Origin of the sequence: Roseburia intestinalis L1-82 (genome assembly GCF_900537995.1) — a bacterium.
In the GTDB taxonomy this organism is placed as follows: Bacteria; Bacillota; Clostridia; order Lachnospirales; family Lachnospiraceae; genus Roseburia; species Roseburia intestinalis.
Genome location: NZ_LR027880.1, coordinates 3743844 through 3768979, shown reverse-complemented (window position 1 = coordinate 3768979; position 25136 = coordinate 3743844). Strand labels below are relative to the sequence as shown.

Here is a 25136-nt window from a genome sequence, read left to right as displayed (position 1 = left end):
GTGTAAATCATGCAGACTCCGGAACCGGAAAGTTGCTACCTTTCCTGCTCCGGTGGGATTGTCTGCAAACGAAGAAAAAGGAGACAGCGGGAATGAATTATTTAGAGATTGAAAAAGTAATTGGAAGGGAGATTTTAGACTCCAGAGGTAATCCTACCGTGGAAGCTGAAGTATATTTAGTGGACGGTACCATTGGAAGGGGAATGGCACCAAGCGGTGCGTCGACCGGAGAATTTGAGGCATTAGAGCTTCGCGACGGCGATAAGTCAAGATATCTTGGCAAAGGTGTTACCAAGGCAGTTGAAAATATTAATACAATGATCAACGATGCGATCGTCGGAATGGATGCCAGCGACATTTATGCAGTGGATGCAGCGATGATCGCAGCGGACGGAACAAAGGATAAATCAAAACTGGGAGCAAATGCGATCTTAGCAGTGTCGATTGCAGCGGCACGCGCAGCTTCCATCTCACTGGATATTCCGCTTTACCGTTTCTTAGGCGGCATCTTGGGCAACCGTCTGCCGGTTCCGATGATGAATATTTTAAATGGTGGTGCTCATGCGGCAAACACAGTAGATGTGCAGGAGTTCATGATCATGCCGGTCGGTGCACCGAGTTTTAAAGAGGCACTCCGCTGGTGTGCAGAGGTGTTCCATGCGCTTGCAGCTCTGTTAAAGAGCAAGGGACTTGCAACCTCTGTTGGTGATGAGGGTGGTTTTGCACCGGATCTTGCATCCGATGAAGAAGCAATCCAGTACATATTAGATGCTGTGAAAAACGCAGGATATGAGCCGGGCAGAGATTTCCGGATCGCCATGGATGCAGCTTCCTCTGAGTGGAAGAGCGAAAAAGGAAAAGGATTCTACAAACTTCCGAAGGCAGGCACCGAGTTTACTTCCGCAGAGCTGATCGAACACTGGAAGAAACTGGTTGAAAAATACCCGATCATTTCCATCGAGGATGCACTTGACGAGGAAGACTGGGAAGGCTGGAAACTTCTGACCAAAGAACTTGGTGATAAGGTACAGCTTGTCGGAGACGATTTGTTTGTAACCAATACGGAGCGCCTGAAAAAAGGTATCGACAACGGCTGCGGCAATGCCATTTTGATCAAGTTAAATCAGATTGGTTCCGTATCCGAGACTTTAGAGGCAATCAAGATGGCTCACAAAGCAGGTTATACGGCAATTTCTTCCCACCGTTCCGGCGAGACGGAAGACACCACGATTGCAGATCTTGCAGTGGCATTAAATACCTGCCAGATCAAGACCGGTGCACCGAGCAGAACTGAGCGTGTTGCAAAATACAACCAGCTTCTCCGCATAGAGGAAGAACTTGGAAATGCAGCAGTGTATCCGGGAATGGGTGCATTTAATGTAAAATAAGGAATTTACGCACATTATAGTTTATTTTCTCCTCTATCTCATGGAAAGAACGCGAAAGGTCAGGGATGGCTTTTGGCGTTCTTTTTTAATTCATAGGAAAGTACGTCCTATGAATTAAAAAGCCCTCCGGGCGGGATGCGCGGAAAATGGTCTGAGGCGCGCTCCATGATCGTCAGCGGATTTGCGGATGATGTATCGAAGGAACTGCCGGATTTTTTAGAAACATTTTATTTGCAAAATAATCCCTGACGGTCTACACTTGCTATAGCAACAATACACAATACCGAACAACAAAGATGCAGAAACGGTAAAGTTCCGCAGGCAGGCCCGCCAACAAAACCTTATCGTTTCTACACCCCACAAGAGAGGACACCACCCATGCCATCATTCGTAACATTTTCCAACGTCGGCAAAATCTACCACACCGGCGAACTCGACATCACCGCCCTCCATGACGTCAATTTTGAGATCGAAAAAGGAGAATTCTGCGTCATCGTCGGTGCATCCGGTGCCGGCAAAACGACGATTTTAAATATATTAGGAGGAATGGATACCTTAACCAACGGACAGGTATTCTTAGACGGACAGGAAATCTCAAACTATGACAAAAAACAGCTCACCTCATACCGGCGTTTCGACATCGGATTTGTGTTCCAGTTTTACAATCTCGTGCAGAACCTGACAGCACTTGAAAATGTAGAGCTTGCGGCGCAGATCTGTAAAGATCCGCTTCCGGCGCCGACAGTGCTTGAGGAAGTCGGGTTAAAAGACCGTCTGTCAAATTTCCCGGCACAGCTTTCCGGTGGAGAACAGCAGCGTGTCGCGATCGCGCGTGCGCTTGCAAAAAACCCGAAACTTCTGCTCTGCGATGAGCCAACCGGAGCTCTCGATTATAATACCGGAAAAGCGGTTTTAAAATTATTGCAGGACACCTGCCGCGAAAATGGAAAAACAGTCGTGGTCATCACGCATAACCAGGCACTTACAGCGATGGCGGACCGCATCATCACGGTAAAGAGCGGCACAGTCGTTTCCATGGAAAAAAATGAACACATTGTAGACATTGCAGATATAGAGTGGTAGACGGTTATGAGATCAATGATTTGGAAATCAACATTCAGGGAAATAAAGGAAAGTCTCGGCCGTTTTCTCGCTATCCTGGCGATCGTTGCATTGGGTGTCGGATTTTTTGCAGGACTGAAGGTCACACAGCCTGCCATGTTAAAAACGGCGCAGCGTTATTTTGATAAGACAGCTCTTTACGACTACCGCCTGATCTCCACGGTCGGTTTTTCCGAGGATGAAGTAGAGACCATAAAAAAACAAAAAGATGTAAAAGCGGCAGAGGGAGCAGTCACGTTTGACATTATCTGTGAGAGCGGCGGCAAAGAGCGCGTGCTAAAAATGCACAGCATCACAGAGGATGTTAACCGGCTGGTGCTTGTGGACGGCGAATTGCCGGAAAATGCAGGGGAGTGTGTGGTGGACTCTAATCTTTACGGCGCATCCATGATTGGAAAAACGATCAAATTGTCCGACGGCAATGACGAGGACGATCTGGAACATTTTTCAAACCGCGAGTATAAGATCACCGGAATCGTGCAGTCTCCTCTGTATTCGCAGTTTGAACGCGGAAGTACGTCGCTTGGCAATGGCAGGGTGAGCGGATTTGTCTATCTTTTGCCGGAAGGATTTGCAGACGATTATTATACGGAAGTTTATGTGAAATTTGCCTGCGATTTTCCTTTGTACAGTGAAGAATATGATGCTTACATAGAACAAAAACAGGATGCGTGGGAAGCACTGACGGAGGATCTTGCAGCAGAGCGTTATCAGACAGTGCGTTCGGAGGCAGAGACAAAACTTGCAGATGGAAAAAAACAGCTTGCAGAGAAAAAAGAGGAGACAAAGAGCCAGCTTGATGATGCAAAAAAACAATTAGAAGATGCAAAAAGCCAGATCGAAGACGGCGAAAAGCAGCTTGCAGATGCAAAGAAAAAATTGGAATATGCCCCGGATGAATTAGAAAAAAAAGAGGCAGAACTGACGGAAGCAGAAAAGGCGATTCAGGAGAAAGAGACACAGTTAGATCAGGCGGAAGTTGCACTTGGAATCGGTTATGCGCAGGGAGTCGGACAGATCCAGAAAGCATTGAACGGAATTTCTGAGGGGCTTTTTTCCGAAAATGGAGATCAGGGAAATGGTGCGGCAGGCAGTTTTTCTTCGGGAGATGCATTAGCGGATGCAGGATCACAGATTGCAGATGCAAAGGCACAGATTGCAGATGGAAGAGCGCAGATCGCGGAAGCCCAAAAGCAGATCGAGAGCGGAAAGAGCGCCATTGCAAAAGCGAAAAAACAGTTGGAAGAGTCCAAAACACAGATAGCAGAAAAGGAAGCAGAATTATCCGATGCGAAAACGCAGTATGAAGATGGGAAAAAGGAATATGAGGACGGACTTTCAACTTACAATGAGGAAATAGAAAAAGCGGAGAAAAAGATCAGTGATGGCGAGAAAACTTTAAAGGAATTAAAAGATCCTGATACCTATGTGCTCGGACGCGATACCAATGTTGGGTATGTCTGCTTTGAGAGCGATTCCGGTATCGTGGACGGAGTTGCCGATGTATTTCCGATCTTCTTCTTTCTGGTAGCGGCACTTGTGTGTGTGACGACGATGAACCGTATGGTGGAGGAACAGCGGACACAGATCGGTGTGTTAAAGGCACTCGGCTACAGTGAACATACCATTATGGCAAAATATATGTTTTATTCCGGCTCCGCGGCGCTGACCGGATGTGTGGCCGGATTTGCACTTGGGACATTTTTATTCCCGAAAGTGATCTGGTATGCATACGGCATGCTCTATAAGATGGATTCCCTGGTTTATGTGTTTGACTGGAAATTAGCAGTCATTTCCGTGATCGTATCACTGCTTTGTTCTATCGGTACAACCTTTGTGTCTGTCCGCCGCGAACTGACGGAGGTTGCGGCAGAGCTGATGCGTCCGAAAACACCGAAAGCCGGGAAACGTGTATTCCTTGAATATATACCGTTTGTATGGAAGAGGCTTAAATTTTTGCAGAAGGTTTCCATGCGGAATATTTTCCGGTATAAAAAGCGGTTTTTCATGATGGTCGCAGGCATCAGCGGATGCAGCGCACTTTTGGTGACCGGATTTGGGGTGAGGGATTCTGTGACGGGAATTGTGACGCAGCAGTATACACAGATCCAGACCTATGATATCGGTGTGACTTATTCATCGTCCGTCACACCGGAGCAAAAAAGTGAACTGGAAAGCAAAGAACAGGACGGTGTGGAAAAATCTGTGTTTGTGGCAGAAAAGAGCATGGATTTAGTTGGCAGTGAAAAGACAAAATCCGTCAGCCTTATCATTGCAGATCCGGATTCGGATATGACGCCGTTTGTCAATTTGCATACGGAAAAAGGAGTACCGATCACATTCCCGAAAAAGGGAGAGGCGGTTATTTCCGCAAAAGTGGCAGATGAACTTGGGATAAAGACCGGAGATACCGTGACGCTGCAGGATTCCGACATGAAAACCATATCCGTGACGGTAAGCGGGCTGTGTGAAAATTTTGTATATAATTATGTCTATTTGTCTGCGGATACTTATGAAGAACAGATGAAAACGGAACCGGAATACAAAAACGCATTTGTGTGTGTTTCTGAGGGCACAGATGCACATCTGCTTGGAACATCCCTGATGGCAATGTCGGATGTGGCAGCGGTCAATATTTCACAGGATGACATGGAACGTTTTTCTGGCATGATGGGCAGTATGGATCTGATCGTTGTGGTCATTATTTTGTGTGCAGCGGGACTTGCTTTTATCGTTTTATATAACCTGACAAATATTAATATTACGGAGCGTGTGTGCGAGATCGCAACGATCGAGGTGCTCGGGTTTTACGAAAATGAGACAGCCGCATATGTGTTCCGGGAAAATACGATTCTGACATTTCTCGGCGCACTTGCAGGGCTTGTGCTCGGTGTATTTTTGCACCGGTTTGTCATGAGCCAGATTGTCGTGGATATGGTGGCCTTTGATGTACATGTAAAACCGATCAGCTTTGTATATAGTGTGGTGCTGACTCTGGTGTTTACCTGGTTTGTGGACCGGCTGATGCGAAAGAAAATTGATGCGATCAGTATGACAGAGTCGTTAAAGAGTGTTGATTAGAAAATAGAATTGGACGTTAACGCGGGAAAGTGCTATAGTTTACTTATAGAAAATGATGAATCAGGAGATGATACATATGGGAAAAATTATAACAATCGGACGTGAATTTGGCAGTGGCGGACGAGAGGTTGGAAAGAGACTTTCCGATGAACTTGGAATTGCCTATTATGATAACGAGATTATAACAGAGATTGCAAAGAGAACCGAACTTGCAGAAGGTTATGTGCAGCATGTAATGGAAAATGGTCCGACTGCCCTGATGCCGATTACGATCGGAAGAACTTTTTATATGGGCGCGGATCCTGTGATGGAACAGAACAATGCGATTTACAGAGAACAGAGCCTGTTAGTACAGGAACTCGCGGAGAATTCAGACTGTGTGATCGTCGGAAGAAGTGCAGATTATATCCTGCGCGACAAAAAGCCGCTGCGCCTGTTTATTTATGCAGATATGGAATCGCGCATGGAGCGATGCAGAAAGCGTGCACCGGAGCAGGAACATTTTACAGACAAAGAGCTGAGACGTCATATTCAGGATGTGGATAAGAGACGTTCCAAATATTATCAGTTCTTTACCGGACAGACCTGGGGCGAGAAGTTAAATTATGACCTGTGCATCAATACTTCCGGTGCCAATATCGAGGATCTGGTGAAAGTGATCGCAAAATTGGTAAAATAAAATATGCAGGAATATTATCTAAACAGTGAAAAGAAAATCTGTCTGATGGAATTGTCTGAGTTTAAGGAATTAGAGGGTGCGTATCCACATAAACGGAATTTGTTCCGCAGCATGAATCCGGTACAGTACTGCAAGGCAGAAAGTTACGGGGACTGCCTGTTTGGGACGATGAAGATACCGCGTGCCCTAAAGGGCAGAGTGACGTATATCGTATTTGGATTTTATCTGAGAGGCGAAGAACTGCTGTTGATCGAGGATGGCAGTTTCCTAAAGACGTGTCTTGGAAGGCTGGAAAAAATTATACCCACAGAGTGCAGCATGCATCAGTTCCTCGTTATGATTTTTGAGATGCTGATCGAGGATGATGTGATCTATCTGCAGCAGCAGGAGGAAAAATTAGCCTCCATTGAGGAAGAGCTTTTAAAAAAGATCCCGGAGCATTTCTATGAGATCATTCTGCAGTACAGGAAACGTTTTTCGGCATATCATGCATATTATGAGCAGCTTGTCAATCTGGCAGATGCCATGCAGAGTGATTTCGGACAGATACTGACAGACAAGGAGCGATCGCTCTGGCAGCTTTATGCAAACCGTGTGGAACGCCTGCATGATCATGTGGAACTCTTGCGGGAATATTTAGTACAGATCCGTGAGTTATACCAGTCACTGATCGATGTACAGCAGAATAAGGTCATGAGTATCTTAACGGTAGTAACGACGATATTTCTCCCACTGACCCTGATTGCCGGATGGTATGGCATGAACTTTCCAAATATGCCGGAGTTCGGATGGAAATATGCGTATCCGGTCGTTATTGTAGTCAGCATCTGCATCATTGCGGGAGAGATCATTTATTTTAAGAAAAAGAAAATGCTGTAAGCAGGAGAGATTCTGCGCGTAAAATAAAATATGTTTGACAGAAATCCGGAAATGGAGAGAAATCTTTGTTTCCGGATTTTCTTGTTTTCAGAACGATATGTCAAAGTGTACCAGACCGGAATATATTAGAATAAGAATAGATTAAAGAAGCTGTCAGTATGGCTTATGATATAAAAAGACTGCCGAGCGAAGCGAGTGTAGATCACGATCATGAAGCATCGCTTCATGATATAAAAATTTCGGGCATTACAAAAAGTTTTTATAATAATGGAGAGATGCGTCAGGTTCTCCGTCCGGTCGATATTTTGATACCGCATGGAAAATTTGTGTCGATCATTGGGCCGAGCGGGTGTGGGAAGTCGACGTTATTTAATATTGTGGCGGGACTTCTGCCGCCGACATCGGGAGATATTACGATTGGAGAAAAAAGCATTTTAGGGGAAAAAGGTTACGTTGGATATATGCTGCAAAAAGATATGCTTCTCCCGTGGCGTACGATCATCGACAATATTATTTTGGGACTTGAGATAAAGGGCGTGCCGAAGCGGGAAGCGAGAAAACAGGCACTGCCACTGATGGAAAAGTACGGACTTTCGGGATTTGAGAAAAATTATCCGTGCGAGCTGTCCGGTGGAATGAGGCAGAGAGCGGCGCTCCTCCGCACACTTTTGTATGACAGGGAAATTATCCTGTTAGATGAACCGTTTGGTGCATTGGATGCGCAGACGAGACAGTCTATGCAGAACTGGCTGTTAGAGATCTGGGAAGATTTTCATAAGACGGTTTTATTTGTGACACATGATATGGATGAGGCAATTTATCTGTCAGATATCATCTATGTATTTTCCGGTCGTCCGGGGTATGTGAAAGAAAAAATTACCGTTCATTTGAAACGGCCAAGAAAACAGGAAGATATGCTGGAGACGGATTTCTGGGATCTGAAACAGCACTTGATGGGAGGGATGAGTGATGAAAAAAGAAGCGTATGAGGTGGAGTATTATGAACCTAAATCCGTTTTGGCGATGCAGGCAGACAGGCGGGAAGAAAAACACCGGAGAAAACAGAAAAAAGGGATAAGGGCAGGACGTATCCTGCTTGGGGTCGCCATCCTGCTGTTTTGGGAGGTAAGTGCACGTCTGGGGTGGATCGATGACTATTACTGGAGCTCACCGTCCCTGATCGCACAGACTGCGATCGTACAGTGGAAAGAGAAAAATCTTGCATATGATATCTACTTTACCTCGATGTCGACGATCGGCGGTTTTTTAGCGGGAACATTGGGCGGCGCAGTTTTAGGATTGTCCTTCTGGTGGTCAAAGACGTTTGCAAAGATTTTTGAGCCGTATCTTGTGATGTTTAATGCAATTCCGAAACTGGCACTTGCACCAATTTTAATTGTACTGTTTGGAATCGGTTTTTCATCTAAAGTGATGCTGGCATTTTTAATGACGGTAATATCCTGTGCGCTTGCAACGGTCAGCGGGGTGGAGAATGTGGATGAGTCGATGGAAACCTTACTTTATTCTCTGGGGGCTGCCAGATGGCAGGTGTTTGGAAAAGTCGTGGTTCCGGCAGTGCTTCCGTGGATGCTTGGAAGCCTCCGAATCAATATTTCACTGGCGCTTGCGGGAGCAATCGTCGGCGAATTTATCGCATCGGGGCACGGACTTGGCAGAATGGTCATTTATGCGGGAACTATTCTGGATACCACGTTAGTGTGGGTTGGTGTGATCGTTCTGTCGCTGCTTGCGATGGTGATGTATTTTGCGGTGGTGGAACTGGAAAAATGGATGACGGAACATCTGGCGATTTATCGTAAGGCGTGAGGAGGACACCAGCCGCTATGTTGTGATACACCTTTGGGCACCTGAGTCCATATTATATTAAAAAGTGAAAATGGGTCGAAATGTTTAAAAGGAAAATGTTAAAGAGAAAATTGTTCAGTTGTTTGGCTTACGTTGTATTTGCAGCAAGTTTATTTGCGACAGCATGCAGTGGAAGAAAAACGCAGCAGGAGAGTGTGGAACTCAAAAAAATCGTGATTGCGGAGCCGTTACATTCGATCGGGTATCTTCCACTTTATATCGGGCAGCAGGAGGGATTTTTTGCGGAGGAAGGCCTTGATGTGGAGGTGATCCAGGCTACGGGCGGCTCGCATGTGACGTCGGTGATGAGCGGGGATGCGTGGGGAGTAATCGGTGGAGTGGATTCAAATGCAATTCCGAATGCATCCGGGAACTGCCCAGATCCGGTGATTGCTGTCTGCAACTGTGTGAACCGCGCTAATGTGTATCTGTGTGCGGCAGTTGGCGAGGAATACACAGGAAATACAGATGAAGAACTTGCACAGTATTTCAAAGGAAAAAAGATCAACTCCGGCAGATTTGGCGGCAGCCCGAATCTGTGTGTGCGCTATCTTTTACTGTCAATTGGACTTGATCCGGATAAGGATGTAGTGATGGTGGAACCGGCAGATATGTCCACCTCAGTTGCCGTGGTACAGAGCGGTCAGGCAGATATCTCCTGGGCAGCGGAACCACAGATCGTTGACGGTATGAAATCAGGTGTATGGACGGATGCATTTTACCAGTTTACAGATCTTGGAGACTACGCTTACTCCGTACTCAGTGTGTCACAGTCAACTATCCGGAATGACCCGGAGACAGTACAGCACTTTGTCAATGCAATGTTAAAATCGCTTTCTGCTGCACAGGATAAAAAAACTGCGGTCCGCACTGCCGGAAAGGAATTTCCAACCACACCGACCGAAGACATTGAAGCAGCGATCGACCGTGCCTATAAAGATGGACTCTGGAGTGTCGATGGAATCATCACACCGGAGGCGGTAAAAAATGATATGGAAGTATCCATTGCATCCGATGTATATCAGGGTACCTATCAGTACGATGAACTGGTAGATATGCAGTTCGTCGAAAACGCACAAAAACAAAATTGAAGAGAGTATTTAGTAGAATAGAATGTATGCAGATTTCCGGTGCTTTCCTAAGGTGCCGGGGAATCTGCCATTCACAACACACCGATACACCTTTTCCACCAAATTTGTGAAAATAAATTTCGCAAATTTTCGGGACAAACCATCCATCTTATAGTATAATAACCGTACTAAAGTAATATAACCACCCCCACACAGGAAAAGGAGAAAAGCGATGATAAATCCGGCATCAATAATGAAGATCATGAATGCAAAAAATAAATTCACGGCAAATCACCCGAAATTTGCTGCATTTCTAAACGCAGTATTTCCCACCGGCATCACGGAGGGAACAATCATTGAGATTACCGTGACAAAACCGGGTGAGGAACCGATCACGACGAACATGAAGGTGCAGCAGTCGGATCTTGAACTGTTACAGGAATTACAGGACATTGCAAAAATGTAAAAATAGAAATGGAGAAGCATATGTTAGGAAAAAAACTTTCTTATCAGACCAATGGAAGTACAGTAGAATTTGAATTTGAACATGGAACGGCGTATGTCACGGCAGTCACGGACACGATCATGAATGTATTTGTTCCGTACCAGTCGAAAGACCACCGTTCAAAAGCAATCGAGGGAGATAAAAGACTTCCGGTTACCGTAGATGTCTCTGAGGAAGGCGGAGCAGTACAGATTAAAACAGATAAGCTGACAGCCAAAGTATACGATGATTTTTTGATCGATTTTTATAAAAAAGACGGTACACTTTTATGTGCAGATTTCAGGGGAGAGCGAAAGAAAAAAAAGAAATTAAGCGATGAAGCACTTGCAACGTTAGAGTCTGAGGGACATGCCGTATCTGCGGAGGGTGAAAAAGAAGATCCTGTTATGGTCGTAAAGCAGATGAGCGGGGATGAAAAGTTCTATGGACTCGGAGATAAAACAGGCGTTTTAAATAAAAGAAATTATGAATATGAAAACTGGAATTCCGATCTGCCACAGGCACACACGGACGATTTTAAGGCATTGTATAAATCCATTCCGTTTTTGATCACATTAAAAGATGCGGGCGTATTTGGAATGTTCTTTGACAACACTTACAGATCACATGTCAATTTGGGAAAAGAGAACAGCGCCTGCTATTATTACAGTGCAGAGAACGGAAATCTCGATTATTATTTTATTTCCGGGGAAAAAATGACGGATATTGTGGAAGGCTATACTTATCTGACCGGAAGAACCCCTCTGCCGCAGCTTTGGACATTAGGACATCATCAGTCAAGATGGGGCTATATGTCAGCTGATGATATCAGACGTGTGGCACACAAATACAGAGAACTGCAGATTCCATGTGATACGATCCATTTTGATATCGATTATATGGATGGGTACCGCGTATTTACCTGGAATGAAAAGGGGTTTGGAGCACCGGGTGCAATCATAAAAGAGATCGCAGAGGATGGTTTTAAGGTTGTCTGCATCATTGATCCGGGTGTGAAATTAGATCCGGGATATGCAAAGTATGATGAGGGAATCGCGAATGATTATTTTGCAAAAACACCGGAAGGGGAAGTATACGTCAATGAAGTATGGCCGGGCGAAGCGGTATATCCTGATTTTGGAAAGCCGGATGTAAGAAAATGGTGGGCAGAAAATCAGAAATTCTTAGTGGATCTTGGTGTGCGAGGAACATGGAATGATATGAATGAGCCTGCAAGTTTCCGTGGAGAACTTCCACAGGATGTCGTTTTTACGGACGAGGATCAAAAGACAGATCATGCGGCAATGCATAATGTTTATGGACATCTGATGTCAAAGGCAACTTATGAAGGATTAAAGGAAGCCGATGGAAGAAGACCGTTCGTGATCACAAGAGCATGTTATGCAGGAACACAGAAATACTCTACCGTATGGACCGGAGATAACCAGAGCCTCTGGGCACATCTTAGAATGGCGGTTCCACAGCTCTGCAATCTCGGTATGAGCGGAATTGCATTTGCGGGAACGGATGTCGGCGGATTTGGTGCAGACTGTACACCGGAGTTAATGTGCCGCTGGGTTCAGGTTGGTGCATTTTCCCCACTGTTCCGTAACCATTCTTCCATGGGAAGTACATTCCAGGAGCCATGGCAGTTTGATGAGGAGACGATCCGCATCTACCGCAAATTTGTGGAATTAAGATATCAGTTACTTCCATACCTGTATGATCTGTTCCGCGAATGTGAACTGACCGGACTGCCGATTATGCGTCCTCTGGTTTTACATTATGAGAATGATCCGGAAGTCTGGAACTTAAACGGTGAATTTTTAGTCGGAGAAAATCTTTTAGCTGCACCTGTTTTAGAGCAGGGAGAGACGAAAAAGATCGTATATCTTCCGGAAGGTGTCTGGTATGATTATGAGACAAAGAAACCATATCAGGGCAGACAGTATTATATGGTAGACGCACCGCTTGATACCTGTCCGATGTTCGTAAAAGAGGGAGGCATGATCCCAACTTATGAACTGGCACAGTACGTCGGTGAAAAGCCGTATGATACCTTGAAAATGCGCATGTATCCGGGCAATGGAACTTATCTGCATTATCAGGATAACGGAGCGGATTTTGCCTACCGTGACGGTGCTTATAATGTGTATGAGTTTACGCATGAAGGGGACAAAAAAGAGGCATCCGTGCAGATGAAAAAAGAAGGTTATACGAAATACAAAAATATTTTGTTTGAATAATTCTAACGCATAATGGAACCCGCACAAAAGTATTCCTCACGCATATGATATAGAGATGTTAGCGACAGGAGCAATGTGTGGACTATAATCAGGAACAGTTTTTCCGTATGCAGATGGATGTGCCGAAAATGCCTTTTTATATGAGCTATCCGATGCAGAATCTGTATCTGACGGAAATGGAATATGAAAAAGATATGGAACGCATGAAGGAGCTTTATCCGAAAGAGGTGAAGACAATCCTTTCTTATGTGGAAGATGAGTGCGACAAGATGGAGTATGAGGGGAGCCTGATGTTTGACGAGTATCCGGACCGCCTGATGTTAGAACAGGTGGCAGAGCGGATCTACCGCAATGTGACAGGGGAAGAAAAGAATGTTGAGGCAGAACAGTACTGGGGCGGAATGAATCCACCGCCGGGACCCGGGATGCCGCCCCCACCTCCACCGGGACCCGGGATGCCGCCTCCACCGCCCCCTGGAGGACGTGATGATATGCGGAGCCTGATCGGGGTATTATTAAATAATGAGATGTACAGACGGCGCTGCAGGCACAGAAGATGCAGACGCTGGTGGTAAAACAAATGTTACAGAAAATGGGCAGGTCATAGGTACACTGCCCGTTTTTTAATTCTCTTTCTTAAAATTTCAAAAAGAATCAGTGATAGGCATTGCGGATTTGAAAAAAAATGCATACAATATATCTGTCGCTTTTTTTCGGGTTTCAGAAGAAATTACAAAGATGGCGGTTTTAACAGGGAAAATGATATTTCATTCACATAGAGTAAGGAGACAATATCGTGCAGAAAGGTGCAATTAAGGCAGTCGTACTGACCGTCATTTTTTTTGTGGCAGTCGGAGTATTTAGTATGATGACAAATCATGTCAATGAAGATCTGACAACAGAAATGAAAAATGCCACATTACCGGTCATCACATTAGAGAGCAGTGAGCAGGAAGTCAATGAATTATATGGATATCGTACAAAGATGAATGCTGCGAGTATGCGCGATACGATCACACCGATTGGAAAAGACAGAAAACTTCCGGTTACGATCCAGACATACGAGACAAGCGTGGATGCGATCTCGTATGAAATACGAAGCCTTGATGGGGAGAGACTGATCGCCAATGCAGATGTCAATTCCTATGATGAGAAAAAAGGTACGATCAAAGCAGAACTTGAAATCCAGAATCTGCTTCAGGAGGGAGAAGAGTATTTACTTCTTATTAATTTAGAGAGCGGAAATGATGTCATTTATTATTATACAAGGATTGTGGAAATGCCAAATGCGCATGTAGACGAATCCCTGAAATTTGTAAAAGAGTTTCATAATACCACGTTCAACAGTGAGACATCGGGAACACTGTCAACGTATATGGAAAAAACAACCGGCGATAACACAACATTACAGTTTGTTTCATTAAATTCTTCATTAAAACAGCTTGCATGGGCAGATTTTAACGGAGAGCAGTTAACGACGCCGGTGCCATCCATAAAAGAAATTACGGATACCTATAATGTGATCGTGCTGGATTATGTTGTGACGAGTATCGGTGAGGGTGGCGAGAGTGAATATTATAATGTAGAAGAATATTACAGAGTGCGCTATACAAGCAGCCGGATGTATCTGCTCAATTTTGAACGCCGGATGAATCAGATTTTCCGCGGGGAAAATGCAAGCTTTTTTGACAATTATATTGAGCTTGGGATACGCTCCGGAAATGTGGAGTATCAGGCGAATGAGACCGGAACCACGGTCGCTTTTGTACAGGAGGGCGAACTCTGGAGTTACAATGAGACGGAGAATACACTCGCAAAAGTGTTCAGTTTCCGTGGATATGAAGGAATTGACAACCGTGAAAATTACGGGGAACATGATATCAAAATTGTCAGGATCGATGAGGCGGGAAGCCTTGATTATATCGTATATGGCTATATGAACCGCGGAAACCATGAGGGGGAAGTGGGAATTGAGGTCAATCATTATGACAGTCTTTCAAACACAAATGAGGAGCTTGCATTCATATCTTCGGATAAGGCATACGAGGTCATGAAATCCGAACTTGGTCAGATGATGTATGTGACTGAGGGCGGAGAATTATATCTGATGGTCGATGGCAGTGTGTATGGAATCGATCTTAGTACATTGGAAATGAAAGAGCTGATCAAGGGACTGGATAAAGAAATATATGCGGTTTCAGAATCCGACCGTTATTTTGCATGGACGAAAGACAGCCAGAACGGACAGAGTGATACGATTTCGCTCATCAACTTTTCCAGTGAAAAAACATTTACCATAACAGAAGGCAGTGGAAAGTATGTAAAACCGCTTGGATTTATGGGAGACGATTTTGTATATGGCGTAGCGAATGCGGCAGATGTATCAACGGAGGCTGCGGGAAATGTAATCTTCCCGATGTATCAGATTAAAATTTTAGATGTGTCATCCGATACGCCGTCCGTTTTAAAGACATACGAAAAAAATGGATATTATGTTTCCGGGGTTGATATTGAAGATTACACTATGTACTTAAACCGTATTCAGTATAATGGTACGGCATATGTGGACGCAGATCAGGATATGATCATGAACCGGGAGGGAGATGGAAATAAAATAGTTTCCATTGTAAGCAGCAGTTCTGACAGTAAAGAGACCCGGTTTGAAATATCCTTGCCGGAAAATGTGGGGGAAAAGGCTCCACGACTGCTGACTCCGAGAGAAACCATATTAGAGCAGGATCGCACGCTCACACTTGAAGATAAGGGTGGTAACGGAAAATATTATGTTTATGTAAAAGGTGATGTGGTTTATACCACAGATCAGGTGGCAGGTGCGATCACAAAGGCAAATGAAAAGATGGGAGTCGTAGTAGGCGAGGATCAGGAGTATATCTGGAAACGTTCCAGAGATGCAATCAAACCGGCACTCTCTGACATCGCAGTCGGCGCGGAAGATGCTTCTTCCGGCAGCATTGCTCAGTGTATCAATGCAATGCTTGAGAAAGAAGGAATTAATATCAGTGTCAGTGCATTGATTGCAGGCGGTGAGACACCGAAGAATATTTTGAGCAATACAATGAAAGATGCAAGAATTTTAGATCTGACCGGATGCAGTGTGGAAGAAGTCCTTTACTATGTAAGCTGCGGTAATCCGGTATTTGCAATGACGGGAAGCAATGAAGCGGTTCTGGTGGTAGGATATGATGCCAATAATGTCATTATTTTTGATCCTTCATCCGGAAACAATTTTAAACAGAGTATAACGGAAGCAGAAGAAGTGTTTAAAGGAGCAGGAAATGTTTTCTTCACATATCTGAAATAAAGCAAATGCAGAAAAAGGCAGGTTTTACAGATACATTTCCAATATAAATACATGAAAAAAAAGAGAAAACTGCATAAAAAAACAGTGCTTCCATAGAATAGTTCGTTGAACTTTAACAGATTTAAGTGAGACGTATTGCAAATTAAAGTCGAATGGGTTATATTTTGAGAAGTACTTGAAAAGAGGAAGAGGATGAATATGAGCAGAAAAGAAGTAGTGGTTTCGAATGTTTCAAAAGAACATGATAATCCAATTGCAGAACTGGTTCAGGTGGCTTGCCGCTATGACAGTGAGATTATCCTTGAGAGCAATAACCGCAGGATCAATGCAAAGAGTATCATGGGAATCATGGCATTTAATCCTTCAAAGGGTATGACAGTGAATATTGTCGCTGAAGGAAGCGATGAAGAAGAAGCATTAGACGCAATGGAGAAGTTTTTAGTTTGTGAGTAAGTTTTGTTGAGGAGGGAATTCATTATGGCAAAAGGAACTGTAGCGAAAAATAATGCAATCAAAGCAGAAAAAACAAATCAGGTAAAGGAAGCAGAGCCGAAGACAAATGAGAAGGCCAGTGATGTTTTACAGGCAGCAAAAAATGCAGCACAGGATGTGAAGACAGCAGTCAAAGAGTCTGCATCTGAAGTAAAAGCAGCAGTAACAGAAAAGACAGCAGCAGTCAAAGAAGCTGTAGAAGAAAAAGCAGCAGCAAAGGCTGAGACAGTCAAAGATACAGCAGCTGAGACAAAAGAAACAGCAAAACCGGCAAGAGAAAAGAAACCGTCAAGAGCAGCAAAGAAAGCAGCAAAGGCAGCAAAAGAAGAATTAAAACCGGAAGTATTTATCCAGTATCAGGGGAATGAAGCGATTGTTGCAGATGTGATTGAGAAAGCAAAAAATGAGTTTGTTGCAGATGGTCACAGAGCATCATCCATCAAGAGCCTTCAGGTATATTTAAAACCGGAAGAATTTGCAGCGTACTATGTGATCAACCAGAAGTTTGCAGGAAGAGTTGATCTGTTTTAGGAGCGTTTGCCAGACGGACTTACATAGAAATGAGATAAGAAGAAACCGTTATACGAAAGTGTATGATGGTTTCTTTTTTTGATGCCAGAATGTTTATAGACATGCATTCCATTGTATAAGAAAAGCCGGCACGAAAAAGTACCGGCTTTTTTGATATTTCAGAATGAATTATTTCTGCTCTGCCTTGTATTTAGATACCAGACGTTCGATTCTGTCATACGGGTTTAACAGATCGCTGATGGAAGAATCATGGTTTAAGGTATCAATGATATAAGCGATGTATTTGCTCATATCACAGCTGATGTAATATGGTTTGGATAAGAGTTCCGGTGTCTGATAGGTAAGGTTTGTGGTAACGACTTTGTAGATCGTTCCATCTGCAACTGCCTGATCAAATTTCTCTAAACCGTTTGTGAAGAGTCCGAAAGTTGCAACGACGAAGATACGGTTTGCTTTACGTTTCTTTAACTCTGTTGCAACATCGATCATACTTTCACCGGAAGAAATCATATCATCGATGATGATAACATCTTTTCCCTCTACGGAGGAACCTAAAAACTCATGCGCAACGATCGGGTTGCGTCCGTCTACGATACGGCTGTAATCACGTCTCTTATAGAACATACCGACATCTAATCCGAGAACGCTTGCAAGATATACAGCACGGTTGGTACCACCTTCATCCGGGCTGATTACCATCATATGATCGGAATCGATCTTTAAGTCGGTTACTTCGCGTAAGATACCTTTTACAAACTGGTAAGCAGGCTGTACGGTCTCGAAGCCTTTTAACGGGATCGCATTCTGTACACGCGGGTCATGTGCATCAAATGTGATGATGTTATCTACACCCATTGCAGTCAGTTCCTGTAATGCTAAAGCACAATCTAAAGATTCGCGGGAAGTACGTTTGTGCTGACGGCTTTCATATAAGAAAGGAATGATGACGGTGATACGTCTTGCTTTACCGCCAACGGCTGCGATAATACGTTTTAAATCTGCATAGTGGTCATCCGGTGACATGTGGTTCTCATGGCCGCATACGGAGTAGGTAAGGCTGTAATTTGTCACATCGACCATCAGGTACAGATCGTATCCACGGACAGACTCTTTGATCACACCTTTTGCTTCGCCGGTTCCAAAACGCGGAACAGCGGTAGAGATGATGTAGGAATCGCGGCGGTAATCTTTAAAGGCAAGATCAGATGCATGCTGATGCTGTCTTTTTTCTCTCCAGCCGACCAGGTACTTGTCTACTTTCAGACCAAGCTCTTTGCAGCTCTCAAGCGGGATCAGACCGAGTGCTCCATCAGGTAAGGTTTCCAGGTTTCTTTCATCGTTTGGCATTGAATGGTTCCTCCATAAAAATTTGTTTACATGTATTTCAATAGATTGCTCTAATTGAAGGCAGAAAATGTATTTTGTGTTTATAGAACATCAGCGTCTTCGTTTCTGCATCCGGATATCTTCCCCGAATAATTTGATCAGAACATAATTGTCCATAATTCTTGATAAGATTCGCTCCGAATACAGATCGGTAAGCTGGGACAATCCGAGGTTTGTGGAAATGATGGTTGATTTCCGGTGCAGGATCCTTTCGTTTAAGCACAAAAACAACTGGGAAGTCGTAAAAGAATTTGTAAGCTCTGTGCCGAGATCATCGATGATCAGAAGATCGCAGGTAAAAATATTTTCATTTGCGGCAATCGCTTCCTCATCTTTTGCAAATACACCCTTGCTTAATATATCAAATAATTGGAACGCCGTAAAGTAAATTACAGAATGACCGTGATCCATCAGCTCTTTTGCAACACAGTTTGACAGAAACGTTTTGCCGATGCCGGTATCTCCGTAAAAGTACAGATTGGAAAATGTATCATCAAAGTGATCAATAAAATCATGACATTTCGCAACGGCATCTTTTGCTGTTGCCAAAGATGATAACCCGGTTGCAGGATTTATGTCTTTATCAGAATAATAGTCAAAAGAAAATGTGGAAAAATTCTCACGGAGCAGGATGCTTTTTAAATTCGACTGGGTATAGACTAAATCGATCGCAGCCTGTGTAAAACAGTGGCAGCGTTTCCCGTCGATAAAACCGGTGTCCTTACAATCCGGGCATTCATAAGAAGTCTCCAGATAATCAGCAGAAAGCCCTGCTTTTTTCAGAAGATCCTTTTTTTCACTGCGGTAGGAGGCAATCTGTTCTTTCAGGGTATTAAGAGCCATGGTATCACCGTCTAAGAGCTTTTTTGCCTGTGCAACGGAGCAGGTCGCAATGGCATCATCGATCTCACGGAGACGTGGGATCTTGATGTAGGCATAACGGGTCCGTTCTTCCCTGTCATGTTCATTTTTTAACTGTCGGGCATCATATGCCCGTATAATCTCATCGTATTGTGAATTTGTCAGAGGCATGTTCTTATCCTAATCTCCATTTTTGCCTGTTTTAGTATGAAGACAATGTTTTCACACTACTCTATGGTATCAATGTTTTGAATTGGTTGTCAGTAACATTTTTTCAAGCTCATCATATTCATAGGAGCGCTGCCCGATGCTTGTAAACTTGTTTTTCGGACCGGCAGCCTCCTGTGCCGATGCTTTGGTGCGTTCTTTATGTTCAAGATTTAAACGTTTTACATCTTCCATGGTATGTACGTTTAATTTACGCCAGTTCGAGAGCATTTTGTCAGTGTAAGGAAAACTCGGCTGGTGGATGCTCTGGATGGTCTGCTGACATGCCGCACAGATGATATCGATCGAAAAACCATATTCGGAACGCCATTTTTCAATATAGTCTGTCTCGGATGGAACCAGATTTCTTCCTGTAATGCCAAAGGAGCGCATCACCGCATAGTAAGCCGGACTGTGGATCTTTGCCTCCTGTTTGGCAGCGGTTACCGTCCGGATGCCGCTTTCTGCCCATTTTAGCGCCGTGGCTTCGATGTAGCGGATAGCGGTGTGGTTTTTGCTGACACAATATTCCACCAGATATGCGATCAGATCCGATGAAAATGAAAGCTCATCATATAAATAAATAAAAGTATTCATATCCGTCTGGCTGAGAGGGCGTCCAAGATAACGTTCCGCGACAAAAAGAAGTTCCGCAATCTGGTCATTTTCCTGAAACTGTTTTAATTCATCGCGGGTGTAATCCCTTTTTGGAGGGAAGGATTCTGTATTTACCGAAGAAATGCCGTCATCCGGGGAATGATATGTGTCTTCTAAAGAGGAGACACTGTCTGCTTCAGGTGTTTCCGCAGCCGTTTCATTTTCCGGAAAATCATCGCCTGTGCCGGTTTTATCCCTGGATGCAGAATCAATCAGGCAGATACCGGTCAGGTTGTGCTCAGTATCATATTCTAACCGTAAAAGATGCATACGTTCCCAGTAACTTAGGGCGCGTTTGACATCCTTTTCCGTGTGTTCAAATTTATCTGCAATCGAAGAAATCGAAAAAGCGGAATCCGGGGCATTCATCAGACGCAGCAGGTACAGGTAGATCTTTACAAATTCCCCGTTTGCGTCAGACATATATTCATCAATAAAAATATTCGATACACTCGTGGCAGAAGATGCACTGTCACTGTGGATTAGTATTTTAGCCATGAAGGAAACCCTCTTTCGATAATATTCTAAAAGTATAAGTATAAATATTTGCTGCGCCACAAATTATAGCATAGGAAAAGAAAAAAGAGAAGAACATTTTTGAATACAAACGCTGTAAAATCAAGGGTTGCGGGGAATGTGGATAATGTGGATAAAAAAGTGGATTCATAAAAACGGAAGTTATGGCAAATGTGCCGGAATACAGAAAATAAGGGACATAAAAGAAAACGGAATCCGAAAATGGATATGTGTTATGTTAACAAAAAAAATCCACATTCGATGGTTGAAGTTTTCCCCAATCGAATGTGGATAATGTGGATAACTTATCGACCAAGAAGATGTTCACCCACGTTTACGATATCTCCGGCCCCCATAGTTATCAACAGATCACCGTTTATACAATTTTTCAGTAAAAATTTCTCGATCTCTTCAAAGGAAGGAAAATAATAGCATTCTGTTCCTTTTTCCTTTAATTTTGCAAGGATATCCCTCGAACTGATGTCGTAAGTATTTTTCTCACGGGCAGCATAGATATCAGCAAGAACGACCACGTCTGCCATGGACAGTACATCTGCAAAATCATCTAAAAATGCTTTTGTCCTGGAATAGGTGTGTGGCTGGAAAGCCAAGACCAGGCGCTTGTGTGGATAATTTTTGGCTGCGGTTAATGTTGCACGGATCTCTGTCGGATGATGTGCGTAATCATCAATGATAGTAACCCCGTCCACACATCCTTTGTACTGGAAACGGCGGTCTGCACCTCCGAAAGCGGATAATCCGGCAAGAATCGCATCCGTTGAAATGCCAAGATCAAGCGAGAGTGCGATTGCTGCAAGTGCATTTGATACGTTGTGCATGCCCGGAACGTGAAGTTTTACATCCATGACCGGGGTACCGTGATGCATTGCCGTAAAGGAAGCGCATGCTGTTTCGTCAAAGGTAATATCAGAAGGATAATAGTCACAGGAGTCATTCAGTCCGAAAGTGATTACCTGCGGATCTAAGCCGCTGGTGAGCTCTGTGTAGTTTTCAATCTCTCCGTTTATAATGATCGCACCGTCTTTTTTTGTATTTCCTGCAAATTTTCGGAATGAATTGCGGATGTCCTGAATATCTTTAAAGAAGTCAAGGTGTTCCGCTTCCACGTTTAAAATAACACTGTATCGTGGATAAAAATGGAGAAAACTGTTGGTATATTCACACGCTTCGGATACAAAAATATCGGACTTGCCTACTTTTATATTTCCTTCAATGGCTTTTAAGATTCCGCCGACGGAAATGGTAGGATCAGCCTTTGCTGCGAGAAGAATCTGGCTGATCATGGATGTGGTCGTCGTTTTTCCGTGGGTACCGGCAACGGCGATGGAATTGTTGTAATTGTCCATAATCTGACCAAGCAGTTCTGCGCGGCTTAACATTGGGATGCTGCGCTCCTTTGCGGCCGCGTATTCCGGATTGTCTTCCCGGATGGCAGCGGTGTAGACGATAAGATCAATGCCGTCGGTAAGATTTTCAGCCTTCTGACCGTAAAAAATACGGGCACCCATGTGCTCTAAATGTCTGGTCAGTTCGGATTCTTTTGCGTCGGATCCTGAGATGGCAAAATGTTCTTCTAAAAGTATCTCAGCAAGACCACTCATGCTGATGCCGCCGATTCCGATGAAATGGATGTGCAGCGGCTGGTTGAAATTGATTTTATACATTTATTGATACCTGCCTGTTTTATGAATTATTCTGTTTGTTTCATTATACCCGTATGAAATTAATTTGCAAATTCTTTTGGGGAAAAATCTTTTCGACAGAAAAAACGAATTGTAGATAAAATTTTATCAATTTGTGCAATGTGTCAAAAATATGTAAAATCAGTAAAAAATATTGTGGAAAATGATGTACATGGGATTTGAAGTGTGGTATAATTAAAAATACCAAAAGGAATAGATTGACTAGAAAGTGACGAGAGGTGATTGACGTGATTCGAAAAGAAATGATAGCTATGCTATTGGCTGGAGGACAGGGCAGCCGTCTTGGAGTGCTTACAGCAAAGGTTGCCAAACCGGCAGTTGCGTTTGGAGGGAAGTACCGCATTATCGATTTTCCACTCAGCAACTGTATTAATTCAGGAATTGATACTGTTGGTGTTCTGACACAGTATCAGCCGTTACGTTTAAATACCCATATCGGAATTGGTATTCCGTGGGATCTTGACCGTAACAATGGCGGTGTAACGGTTCTTCCACCTTATGAGAAGAGCAACAACAGTGAGTGGTACAGTGGAACAGCAAATGCAATCTACCAGAATATGAATTATATGGAGAGCTATAATCCGGAATATGTCCTGATCTTATCAGGCGACCATATTTATAAGATGGATTATGAAGTGATGCTCGATTTCCATAAAGAAAATCATGCAGATGTGACGATTGCAACAATGCCGGTACCAATTGAGGAAGCAAGCAGGTTTGGAATCGTGATTGCAGATGAAAATAAAAAAATCCAGGATTTCGAGGAGAAACCGGCAGAACCGAGAAGTAACCTGGCATCCATGGGAATCTATATTTTCAGCTGGAATGTTTTAAAAGAAGCATTACATGCCATGAAAGACCAGAGCGGATGCGATTTCGGCAAGCATATAATTCCGTATTGTCATGAGAGAGGAAAACGTCTTTTCGCCTATGAATTTAACGGTTACTGGAAAGATGTCGGAACGTTAGGATCCTACTGGGAAGCAAATATGGAGCTCATCGATCTGATCCCGGAGTTCAATCTCTATGAGGAATACTGGAAGATCTACACAAAGAGCGATATCATTGAGCCGCAGTATCTGTCAGAAGATTCTGTGGTTGAGAAGAGTATCATTGGTGAGGGATCCGAGATCTATGGAGAAGTACATAGTTCTGTCATCGGTGCAGGTGTTACGATCGGTAAGGGAAGCGTAGTAAGAAACTCGATAATTATGAAAGGGACACAGATTGGTGAAGGTGTCACGATAGATAAGTCAATCGTTGCAGAAAACTGCCAGATTGGAAACAATGTGGTGCTTGGAGTCGGTGAGGAAGCACCGAACAAGCTGAATGCAAGCATATATTCTTTTGGTCTTGTAACAATAGGTGAAGATTCCGTGGTGCCGGATGGCGTTCAGATAGGAAAGAACACGGCGATTTCCGGAGTTACGGAAAAAGAAGATTATCCGGATGGAATTCTTGAAAGCGGTGAAGTAATTATTAAGGCAGGTGACTCAGAATGAAGGCAATAGGTATTATTTTAGCTGGCGGTAATAACAGCCGTATGCAGGAACTATCCAATAAGAGAGCGATTGCAGCAATGCCTGTTGGGGGCAGCTATCGAAGCATTGATTTTGCACTCAGCAATATGAGCAATTCGCATATACAGACAGTTGCAGTACTGACACAGTACAGCGCCAGATCCTTAAATGAGCATCTGAGTTCCTCAAAATGGTGGGATTTCGGAAGAAAACAGGGCGGTCTGTTCGTATTTAACCCGACAGTTACGGTGGACAACAGCTGGTGGTATCGTGGAACTGCAGATGCCATGTATCAGAATATCAGTTTCTTAAAGAAACGCCACGAACCGTATGTCATCATTACGAGCGGTGACTGTGTTTATAAGATTGATTACAATAAAGTACTGGAATATCACATCGAAAAGAAAGCAGATATCACGGTAGTGTGCAAAGATATGGCACCGGATGTGGATGTAAGCCGCTTTGGTGTGGTACGCATGAACGAGGATTCCAGGATCGTGGAATTCGAGGAGAAACCGATGGTATCCCAGTCGAATACGATCTCTACCGGTATTTATATCGTGCGCAGAAGACAGCTCATTGAGATGTTAGAGCGCAGTGCAGAGGAAGGACGCTGGGATTTCGTTACGGATATTCTGATCCGTTATAAAAATATGAAACGTATCTACGGTTACAAGATGAAAGAATACTGGAGCAATATCGCGACCGTTGAGTCTTATTACCAGACCAATATGGATTTCCTGAAACCGGAAGTGCGCAGATACTTTTTCCATGATGAGCCAAAGATCTACTCTAAGGTTGATGATCTTCCGCCTGCAAAGTACAATGCAGGATCCGACGTGCGCAACAGTCTGATCGCAAGCGGCTGTATCGTGAACAGCAAAGTGGAAAATTCGATCCTGTTCAAAAAAGTATTTGTTGGAAAGAACTGTGTGATCAAAAACTCCATTATTTTAAATGATGTATATATCGGAGATAACACACACATTGAGAACTGTATCGTGGAGAGCAGGGACACATTGAAAGCCAATACATATTACTGTGGGGACAATGGTATCAAGATTGTTTCTGAGAATAATGAGCGCTACGTGTTATAGAAATGCAT

Annotated in this window: 20 protein-coding genes; 16 read left to right on the top strand and 4 right to left on the bottom strand. The window is 43.7% G+C overall.

The genetic code is table 11. The features are described from left to right. The first annotated feature begins 92 nt into the window (after nt 1-92). The 14 genes from eno to RIL182_RS17585 all read left to right on the top strand — a co-directional run bounded on the left by eno (nt 93) and on the right by RIL182_RS17585 (nt 17160). Entirely contained in the window at nt 93-1388 is a 1296-nt protein-coding gene (gene eno, locus RIL182_RS17655) for a phosphopyruvate hydratase (protein WP_015560170.1), read from the top strand. Between the two features lie 378 nt (nt 1389-1766). Continuing rightward, a complete protein-coding gene (locus RIL182_RS17650) occupies nt 1767-2471 on the top strand; it encodes an ABC transporter ATP-binding protein (protein ID WP_006856258.1) in 705 nt (234 codons plus the stop codon). Nucleotides 2472-2486: 15 nt separating this feature from the next. Further along, on the top strand, nt 2487-5591 hold the full coding sequence (locus RIL182_RS17645; protein WP_006856259.1) for an FtsX-like permease family protein: 3105 nt from the start codon (nt 2487-2489) through the stop codon (nt 5589-5591). A gap of 76 nt (nt 5592-5667) precedes the next feature. Then, nucleotides 5668-6270, top strand: coding sequence for a cytidylate kinase-like family protein (locus RIL182_RS17640; protein ID WP_044998753.1), 603 nt, complete (start codon nt 5668-5670; stop codon nt 6268-6270). A gap of 3 nt (nt 6271-6273) precedes the next feature. Then, nucleotides 6274-7149, top strand: a complete 876-nt coding sequence (locus tag RIL182_RS17635) for a magnesium transporter CorA family protein (protein ID WP_006856261.1) — start codon at nt 6274-6276, stop codon at nt 7147-7149. A 158-nt stretch (nt 7150-7307) separates the two neighbouring features. Continuing rightward, on the top strand, nt 7308-8138 hold the full coding sequence (locus tag RIL182_RS17630) for an ABC transporter ATP-binding protein (RefSeq protein ID WP_006856262.1): 831 nt from the start codon (nt 7308-7310) through the stop codon (nt 8136-8138). Continuing rightward, nucleotides 8119-8976, top strand: coding sequence for an ABC transporter permease (locus tag RIL182_RS17625; RefSeq protein WP_006856263.1), 858 nt, complete (start codon nt 8119-8121; stop codon nt 8974-8976). The genes RIL182_RS17630 and RIL182_RS17625 overlap by 20 nt, the downstream gene beginning before the upstream one ends. Nucleotides 8977-9098: 122 nt before the next feature. Next, a complete protein-coding gene (locus tag RIL182_RS17620; protein WP_243128707.1) occupies nt 9099-10106 on the top strand; it encodes an ABC transporter substrate-binding protein in 1008 nt (335 codons plus the stop codon). A 211-nt stretch (nt 10107-10317) separates the two neighbouring features. After that, nucleotides 10318-10551, top strand: a complete 234-nt coding sequence (locus RIL182_RS17610; protein WP_242655502.1) for a hypothetical protein — start codon at nt 10318-10320, stop codon at nt 10549-10551. 20 nt (nt 10552-10571) lie between these two features. After that, nucleotides 10572-12815 (top strand): glycoside hydrolase family 31 protein, encoded by a 2244-nt coding sequence (locus RIL182_RS17605; protein WP_044998757.1) that lies wholly within the window; start codon nt 10572-10574, stop codon nt 12813-12815. A 77-nt stretch (nt 12816-12892) separates the two neighbouring features. After that, the gene (locus RIL182_RS21395; protein WP_006856268.1) at nt 12893-13390 is read left to right on the top strand and encodes a hypothetical protein; all 498 of its coding nucleotides are present in this window, start codon (nt 12893-12895) and stop codon (nt 13388-13390) included. Nucleotides 13391-13611: 221 nt separating this feature from the next. Continuing rightward, a complete protein-coding gene (locus RIL182_RS17595) occupies nt 13612-16137 on the top strand; it encodes a hypothetical protein (RefSeq protein ID WP_006856270.1) in 2526 nt (841 codons plus the stop codon). A gap of 198 nt (nt 16138-16335) precedes the next feature. Then, nucleotides 16336-16590, top strand: a complete 255-nt coding sequence (locus tag RIL182_RS17590) for an HPr family phosphocarrier protein (protein WP_015560179.1) — start codon at nt 16336-16338, stop codon at nt 16588-16590. A gap of 24 nt (nt 16591-16614) precedes the next feature. Beyond that, nucleotides 16615-17160: a DUF6465 family protein gene (locus RIL182_RS17585; RefSeq protein ID WP_006856272.1), complete on the top strand. Its 546-nt coding sequence runs from the start codon at nt 16615-16617 to the stop codon at nt 17158-17160. A 168-nt stretch (nt 17161-17328) separates the two neighbouring features. Here RIL182_RS17585 and RIL182_RS17580 read toward each other — a convergent pair whose 3' ends face one another. From RIL182_RS17580 to murC, 4 genes are all read right to left on the bottom strand, one after another. After that, nucleotides 17329-18507 carry a ribose-phosphate pyrophosphokinase gene (locus tag RIL182_RS17580; RefSeq protein ID WP_006856273.1) on the bottom strand — a complete coding sequence of 393 codons (1179 nt, stop codon included), beginning with the start codon at nt 18505-18507 and terminating at the stop codon, nt 17329-17331. A gap of 90 nt (nt 18508-18597) precedes the next feature. Continuing rightward, nucleotides 18598-19578, bottom strand: a complete 981-nt coding sequence (locus RIL182_RS17575) for an ATP-binding protein (RefSeq protein ID WP_006856274.1) — start codon at nt 19576-19578, stop codon at nt 18598-18600. 69 nt (nt 19579-19647) lie between these two features. Then, complete coding sequence (locus RIL182_RS17570; RefSeq protein WP_015560182.1) at nt 19648-20769, bottom strand: DnaD domain protein; 1122 nt, start codon at nt 20767-20769, stop codon at nt 19648-19650. Nucleotides 20770-21092: 323 nt separating this feature from the next. After that, nucleotides 21093-22472: a UDP-N-acetylmuramate--L-alanine ligase gene (gene murC / locus RIL182_RS17560; RefSeq protein ID WP_006856277.1), complete on the bottom strand. Its 1380-nt coding sequence runs from the start codon at nt 22470-22472 to the stop codon at nt 21093-21095. 266 nt (nt 22473-22738) lie between these two features. Here murC and RIL182_RS17555 point away from each other — a divergent pair, with 266 nt between their 5' ends. Next, nucleotides 22739-24013: a glucose-1-phosphate adenylyltransferase gene (locus RIL182_RS17555; RefSeq protein ID WP_172606723.1), complete on the top strand. Its 1275-nt coding sequence runs from the start codon at nt 22739-22741 to the stop codon at nt 24011-24013. Next, the gene (glgD, locus tag RIL182_RS17550) at nt 24010-25128 is read left to right on the top strand and encodes a glucose-1-phosphate adenylyltransferase subunit GlgD (protein ID WP_006856279.1); all 1119 of its coding nucleotides are present in this window, start codon (nt 24010-24012) and stop codon (nt 25126-25128) included. The genes RIL182_RS17555 and glgD overlap by 4 nt, the downstream gene beginning before the upstream one ends. Nucleotides 25129-25136: the final 8 nt, after the last annotated feature.